The sequence below is a fragment of the Streptomyces sp. SBT349 genome, assembly GCF_001083795.1.
GTDB lineage: Bacteria > Actinomycetota > Actinomycetes > Streptomycetales > Streptomycetaceae > Streptomyces.
Genome location: NZ_LAVK01000404.1, coordinates 1 through 6,304 on the forward strand (window position 1 = coordinate 1; position 6,304 = coordinate 6,304).

Annotated in this window: 4 protein-coding genes and 2 pseudogenes; 3 read left to right on the forward strand and 3 right to left on the reverse strand. The window is 76.9% G+C overall.

Annotated features, from left to right (window positions below):
* The first annotated feature begins 262 nt into the window (after nucleotides 1–262).
* The 3 genes and pseudogenes from ADY01_RS31320 to ADY01_RS41075 all read left to right on the forward strand — a co-directional run.
* Nucleotides 263–814, forward strand: coding sequence for a DUF4240 domain-containing protein (locus ADY01_RS31320; RefSeq protein WP_199826355.1), 552 nt, complete (start codon nucleotides 263–265; stop codon nucleotides 812–814).
* Nucleotides 815–831: 17 nt separating this feature from the next.
* Nucleotides 832–1,749, forward strand: coding sequence for a TIGR01777 family oxidoreductase (locus ADY01_RS31315; RefSeq protein WP_049580101.1), 918 nt, complete (start codon nucleotides 832–834; stop codon nucleotides 1,747–1,749).
* A 207-nt stretch (nucleotides 1,750–1,956) separates the two neighbouring features.
* Nucleotides 1,957–3,087: pseudogene (locus tag ADY01_RS41075) on the forward strand (FAD-dependent oxidoreductase); the annotation flags it as partial.
* 127 nt (nucleotides 3,088–3,214) lie between these two features.
* Here the strand turns inward: ADY01_RS41075 and ADY01_RS40035 are convergent.
* The 3 genes and pseudogenes from ADY01_RS40035 to ADY01_RS31285 form a co-directional block, all read right to left on the reverse strand.
* A pseudogene (locus ADY01_RS40035) lies at nucleotides 3,215–4,348 on the reverse strand (FAD-dependent oxidoreductase); the annotation flags it as partial.
* A gap of 207 nt (nucleotides 4,349–4,555) precedes the next feature.
* Nucleotides 4,556–5,473, reverse strand: coding sequence for a TIGR01777 family oxidoreductase (locus ADY01_RS31290; protein ID WP_049580102.1), 918 nt, complete (start codon nucleotides 5,471–5,473; stop codon nucleotides 4,556–4,558).
* Between the two features lie 17 nt (nucleotides 5,474–5,490).
* Nucleotides 5,491–6,042, reverse strand: a complete 552-nt coding sequence (locus tag ADY01_RS31285; RefSeq protein WP_199826355.1) for a DUF4240 domain-containing protein — start codon at nucleotides 6,040–6,042, stop codon at nucleotides 5,491–5,493.
* Between the last annotated feature and the right edge of the window lie 262 nt (nucleotides 6,043–6,304).

The following is a 6,304-nucleotide window of genomic DNA, read 5'->3' on the forward strand; positions in this document are numbered from 1 at the left end:
CCCCAGCTCCACGGCCATCGCCCGGCCCGCCCCCCGGGTGGCCCCGGCGACCAGGGCGATCCTGCCCGCCAGCGGCCCGTTCCGCCGCTGTTCCCGTTCTCCGTCGTGCATGCGCCCGTCCTTCTCCATCGCCGCGTACGGCGTCCTCTCCGACGGGAACGACCCTGGCAGCCAATCCGGACACCTTCTGTCCGGCTTTCCTGGCGTCTTCCGGCACGTCCCGCGTGCGCGGCGCCCGCGACGCGATCATGCTGTTGCCGTGATGGACGAGACGGACTTCTGGGACATCATCGACAGCACCAGGCGCGAGGCGGGCGGCGATCCCGACGTGCACGCCGACGCCCTGGTCGAACGCCTCGCCGGTCTCGACCCGGAGGCCGTCACCGACTTCGCGCGGCACTTCGAGGCGCGGTTCGCGCGCGCCGGGCGCTGGGACCTGTGGGGCGCCGCCTGGGTGCTGCTCGGCAGCGCGGGCGACGACACGTTCGAGAACTTCCGCTGCTGGCTCATCGGCCAGGGCCGCGGCCTCTTCGAGGGCGCGCTCGCCGACCCCGACGCCCTCGCCGGCCTGCTGCCGGGCGACTTCGACCCGAGGACCGAGGGCGAGGCGGAGGAGCTGGGCTACGCCGCCTACGACGCGTACGAGCAGCTGACGGGCGAGCAGCTCCCCGGGCTCGGCATGCCCCAGCCGCAGCCCGAACCCGAGGGGGAGCGGCCCGACTTCGAGGACGACGCGGCCCTGGCGGCGGCGTACCCCCGCCTGTGGGCGCGTTTCCGCGGACCCGGGGCCCCGCCGGGGCGCCCCGAGCCCTGATCCACCAGGATGGGCCCATGGAGCCTCGCCGCATCGCGATCACCGGCAGCCACGGACTCATCGGCGGAGCCCAGGCGGGCACCCTGCGCGCCGAGGGGCGCGACGTGGTGCGGCTGGTGCGCCGGGAGCCGCGCGCCGGGGACGAGCGGCGCTGGGACCCCACGGGCCGGGACCCGGAGGCGAACGCCGCCGCCCTCGACGGCTGCGACGCCGTCGTGCACATGGCGGGCGCCGGGGTCGCCGACCGGCGCTGGACCGCCCGGTACAAGCGGGTCATCCGCGACAGCCGGGTGCTGGGGACGGCCGCCGTCGCCGAGGCCATCGCCTCGCTCGCCACCCCGCCGAGGGTGTTCCTGTCCGGCAGCGCCATCGGCTTCTACGGCTACACGGGGGACCGCGAGGTGGACGAGCGGACGCCGGGCGGCACCGGGTTCCTCGCCGACGTCGCCCGCGACTGGGAGGCCGCCGCCGCGCCCGCGGAACGGGCCGGGGTGCGCACCGTCCTGATCCGGACCGGCCTCGTGGTGGCCAGGTCCGGCGGCGCGTGGGGGAAGCTGTTCCCCCTCTTCAGGGCCGGGCTCGGCGGCCCGATCGGCGGGGGCCGGCAGTACTGGAGCCCCATCGCGCTGGACGACTACCTCGCGGCGCTCCGCTTTCTCATGGACGAGGCCGACGACGTGTCGGGCCCGGTGAACCTGACGGGCCCCCACCCCGTCACCAACCGCGAGGCGACCCGCGCGATGGGGCGCGTGCTGCGGCGGCCCACGCTGTTCCCCGTTCCGGCGGCGGTGCTGCGCGTGGTGCTCGGGGAGTTCTCCCAGGATGTGGTGGGCAGTCAGCGGGTGCTGCCCCGGCGGCTGCTGGACGCGGGGTTCACGTTCGAGCACCCCACCGTCGAGGACGCCGTGCGGGCCGCGCTCGCCCGGCGCGGGTAGGGATCGGCCGCTCCGCCCGCGTTGTGCTACCTCTGTGCGCCCATGCCCGCTGCATGCGCTCTGTCGCATTCCGCCCGGCGTGAGAGGGTCGGCTCCGGTTCGGGCATCGCCCGTGCCAGGAACGGGCATTCAGCACGGGGGCTCACCAGGCCACCGCCTGAACCGAGCCCGCCGCACTGACGCACCGACCCCTCACCGGGAGGCCACGTGCTCAAGCGCCGAACGCCCCGGGCGTTCTCCGACATCGTCATCATCGGGGGCGGAACGGCAGGGCTTGCCGCCGCCCACCACCTGAGCGCCGCCGGACTCACGGTGACCGTTCTCGAAGCGGCGGACCGGATCGGCGGCCGGATGGCCACCGAACACCGCGACGGCTTCCGCCTCGACCGCACCGGCCAGCTGTCCCTGGCCGACTCCCCCGCCCTGCGGGGGCTGCCGCGCCCGCTGCCGCTGCGGCGGCTGACCGGCGGGATCCTGCTGCGCGGCCCGGCCCACGCGCACCGCATCGGCGAGGCCGACGGCCACCGGCAGGAGGCTCAGGCGCCGGGGCCGCACGTGCTGGCCCCCGCGTTCGACCGGATCTGGCTGCGCGCCCATCTGGCGCGGCTCGGCCGCTGCCCCGACGCGCGGCTGCGGGCCAGACCCGAGCTGACCGCGGCCGGCGCGCTGAGCGCCCGCGGCATACCACCCCACATAGCCGAGAGCTCGCTGCGCCCCCTGCTGTCCGCGCTGCTCCACGATCCCGAGCTGGCGACGTCGAGCCGCCTGGGCGACCTGACGCTGCGGGCGTTCGCGCGGCGGGGGCTGAGCCTTCCGGCGGGCGGCGCGGAGGCGCTGCCGCGGCTGCTGGCCGCCGGGCTGCCGGCGGGCTCGGTGCGGACCGGGGCGCGGGTCGTGTCGGTGGCGACCACGGTGGTGACGACGGAACGGCACGGGGCGTTCCGGTGCCGGGCCGTCGTGGTGGCCACCGGCGCCGCCGAGGCGGCCCGGCTGCTGCCGGGTCTGCGGGTGCCGGACTTCAGGCCGGTGACGGTGCTGCACCACGCGGCGCCCGCCGCGTTGCCCTCGGGGGCGACGCTGATCGTGGACACGGGCGGGCGGGGTCCCGTCGCCCACACGATGGCCGCCTCGGCGGCCGACCCGTCGCGGGCTCCCGAGGGGTCGACGCTGGTGACCTCGGTGGTGCTCGGCGCGGCGGCGGGCGAGCCGGCCGAGCTGCTGGACAAGGCGGCGCGCGGGCAGCTGGGCGAGATGCACGGGACGGCGGCGGACGACTGGGAGCTGCTGGCGGCCCACCACGACCCGCAGGCGGTGCCGGTGGTGCCGCCGCCGTTCTCCGGGGTGCGGCCCGTCCGGCTGCTCGACGGCCTGTACATCTGCGGCGACCACCGGGACGCGCCGGGCCCGGCGCGTCCCGGTGGTCGCCGCAGATGTACAGGCCGTCGAGCAGCCGGACGGGCCGCACCCCGGAGAACGGCGGCGGCACCACCGGCACCGCCTGCGGGTCGTGGTGGGCCGCCAGCAGCTCCCAGTCGTCCTCCGCCGTCCCGTGCATCTCGCCCAGCTGCCCGCGCGCCGCCTTGTCCAGCAGCTCGGCCGGCTCGCCCGCCGCCGCGCCGAGCACCACCGAGGTCACCAGCGTCGACCCCTCGGGAGCCCGCGACGGGTCGGCCGCCGAGGCGGCCATCGTGTGGGCGACGGGACCCCGCCCGCCCGTGTCCACGATCAGCGTCGCCCCCGAGGGCAACGCGGCGGGCGCCGCGTGGTGCAGCACCGTCACCGGCCTGAAGTCCGGCACCCGCAGACCCGGCAGCAGCCGGGCCGCCTCGGCGGCGCCGGTGGCCACCACGACGGCCCGGCACCGGAACGCCCCGTGCCGTTCCGTCGTCACCACCGTGGTCGCCACCGACACGACCCGCGCCCCGGTCCGCACCGAGCCCGCCGGCAGCCCGGCGGCCAGCAGCCGCGGCAGCGCCTCCGCGCCGCCCGCCGGAAGGCTCAGCCCCCGCCGCGCGAACGCCCGCAGCGTCAGGTCGCCCAGGCGGCTCGACGTCGCCAGCTCGGGATCGTGGAGCAGCGCGGACAGCAGGGGGCGCAGCGAGCTCTCGGCTATGTGGGGTGGTATGCCGCGGGCGCTCAGCGCGCCGGCCGCGGTCAGCTCGGGTCTGGCCCGCAGCCGCGCGTCGGGGCAGCGGCCGAGCCGCGCCAGATGGGCGCGCAGCCAGATCCGGTCGAACGCGGGGGCCAGCACGTGCGGCCCCGGCGCCTGAGCCTCCTGCCGGTGGCCGTCGGCCTCGCCGATGCGGTGCGCGTGGGCCGGGCCGCGCAGCAGGATCCCGCCGGTCAGCCGCCGCAGCGGCAGCGGGCGCGGCAGCCCCCGCAGGGCGGGGGAGTCGGCCAGGGACAGCTGGCCGGTGCGGTCGAGGCGGAAGCCGTCGCGGTGTTCGGTGGCCATCCGGCCGCCGATCCGGTCCGCCGCTTCGAGAACGGTCACCGTGAGTCCGGCGGCGCTCAGGTGGTGGGCGGCGGCAAGCCCTGCCGTTCCGCCCCCGATGATGACGATGTCGGAGAACGCCCGGGGCGTTCGGCGCTTGAGCACGTGGCCTCCCGGTGAGGGGTCGGTGCGTCAGTGCGGCGGGCTCGGTTCAGGCGGTGGCCTGGTGAGCCCCCGTGCTGAATGCCCGTTCCTGGCACGGGCGATGCCCGAACCGGAGCCGACCCTCTCACGCCGGGCGGAATGCGACAGAGCGCATGCAGCGGGCATGGGCGCACAGAGGTAGCACAACGCGGGCGGAGCGGCCGATCCCTACCCGCGCCGGGCGAGCGCGGCCCGCACGGCGTCCTCGACGGTGGGGTGCTCGAACGTGAACCCCGCGTCCAGCAGCCGCCGGGGCAGCACCCGCTGACTGCCCACCACATCCTGGGAGAACTCCCCGAGCACCACGCGCAGCACCGCCGCCGGAACGGGGAACAGCGTGGGCCGCCGCAGCACGCGCCCCATCGCGCGGGTCGCCTCGCGGTTGGTGACGGGGTGGGGGCCCGTCAGGTTCACCGGGCCCGACACGTCGTCGGCCTCGTCCATGAGAAAGCGGAGCGCCGCGAGGTAGTCGTCCAGCGCGATGGGGCTCCAGTACTGCCGGCCCCCGCCGATCGGGCCGCCGAGCCCGGCCCTGAAGAGGGGGAACAGCTTCCCCCACGCGCCGCCGGACCTGGCCACCACGAGGCCGGTCCGGATCAGGACGGTGCGCACCCCGGCCCGTTCCGCGGGCGCGGCGGCGGCCTCCCAGTCGCGGGCGACGTCGGCGAGGAACCCGGTGCCGCCCGGCGTCCGCTCGTCCACCTCGCGGTCCCCCGTGTAGCCGTAGAAGCCGATGGCGCTGCCGGACAGGAACACCCTCGGCGGGGTGGCGAGCGAGGCGATGGCCTCGGCGACGGCGGCCGTCCCCAGCACCCGGCTGTCGCGGATGACCCGCTTGTACCGGGCGGTCCAGCGCCGGTCGGCGACCCCGGCGCCCGCCATGTGCACGACGGCGTCGCAGCCGTCGAGGGCGGCGGCGTTCGCCTCCGGGTCCCGGCCCGTGGGGTCCCAGCGCCGCTCGTCCCCGGCGCGCGGCTCCCGGCGCACCAGCCGCACCACGTCGCGCCCCTCGGCGCGCAGGGTGCCCGCCAGGGCTCCGCCGATGAGTCCGTGGCTGCCGGTGATCGCGATGCGGCGAGGCTCCATGGGCCCATCCTGGTGGATCAGGGCTCGGGGCGCCCCGGCGGGGCCCCGGGTCCGCGGAAACGCGCCCACAGGCGGGGGTACGCCGCCGCCAGGGCCGCGTCGTCCTCGAAGTCGGGCCGCTCCCCCTCGGGTTCGGGCTGCGGCTGGGGCATGCCGAGCCCGGGGAGCTGCTCGCCCGTCAGCTGCTCGTACGCGTCGTAGGCGGCGTAGCCCAGCTCCTCCGCCTCGCCCTCGGTCCTCGGGTCGAAGTCGCCCGGCAGCAGGCCGGCGAGGGCGTCGGGGTCGGCGAGCGCGCCCTCGAAGAGGCCGCGGCCCTGGCCGATGAGCCAGCAGCGGAAGTTCTCGAACGTGTCGTCGCCCGCGCTGCCGAGCAGCACCCAGGCGGCGCCCCACAGGTCCCAGCGCCCGGCGCGCGCGAACCGCGCCTCGAAGTGCCGCGCGAAGTCGGTGACGGCCTCCGGGTCGAGACCGGCGAGGCGTTCGACCAGGGCGTCGGCGTGCACGTCGGGATCGCCGCCCGCCTCGCGCCTGGTGCTGTCGATGATGTCCCAGAAGTCCGTCTCGTCCATCACGGCAACAGCATGATCGCGTCGCGGGCGCCGCGCACGCGGGACGTGCCGGAAGACGCCAGGAAAGCCGGACAGAAGGTGTCCGGATTGGCTGCCAGGGTCGTTCCCGTCGGAGAGGACGCCGTACGCGGCGATGGAGAAGGACGGGCGCATGCACGACGGAGAACGGGAACAGCGGCGGAACGGGCCGCTGGCGGGCAGGATCGCCCTGGTCGCCGGGGCCACCCGGGGGGCGGGCCGGGCGATGGCCGTGGAGCTGGGG

Excerpts from the sequence above, each read along its gene's own strand:
- ADY01_RS31320 (WP_199826355.1), top strand. The coding sequence starts at position 263 with ATGGACGAGACGGACTTCTGGGACATCATCGACAGCACCAGGCGCGAG.
- ADY01_RS31315 (WP_049580101.1), top strand. The coding sequence starts at position 832 with ATGGAGCCTCGCCGCATCGCGATCACCGGCAGCCACGGACTCATCGGC.
- ADY01_RS31290 (WP_049580102.1), bottom strand. The coding sequence starts at position 5,473 with ATGGAGCCTCGCCGCATCGCGATCACCGGCAGCCACGGACTCATCGGC.
- ADY01_RS31285 (WP_199826355.1), bottom strand. The coding sequence starts at position 6,042 with ATGGACGAGACGGACTTCTGGGACATCATCGACAGCACCAGGCGCGAG.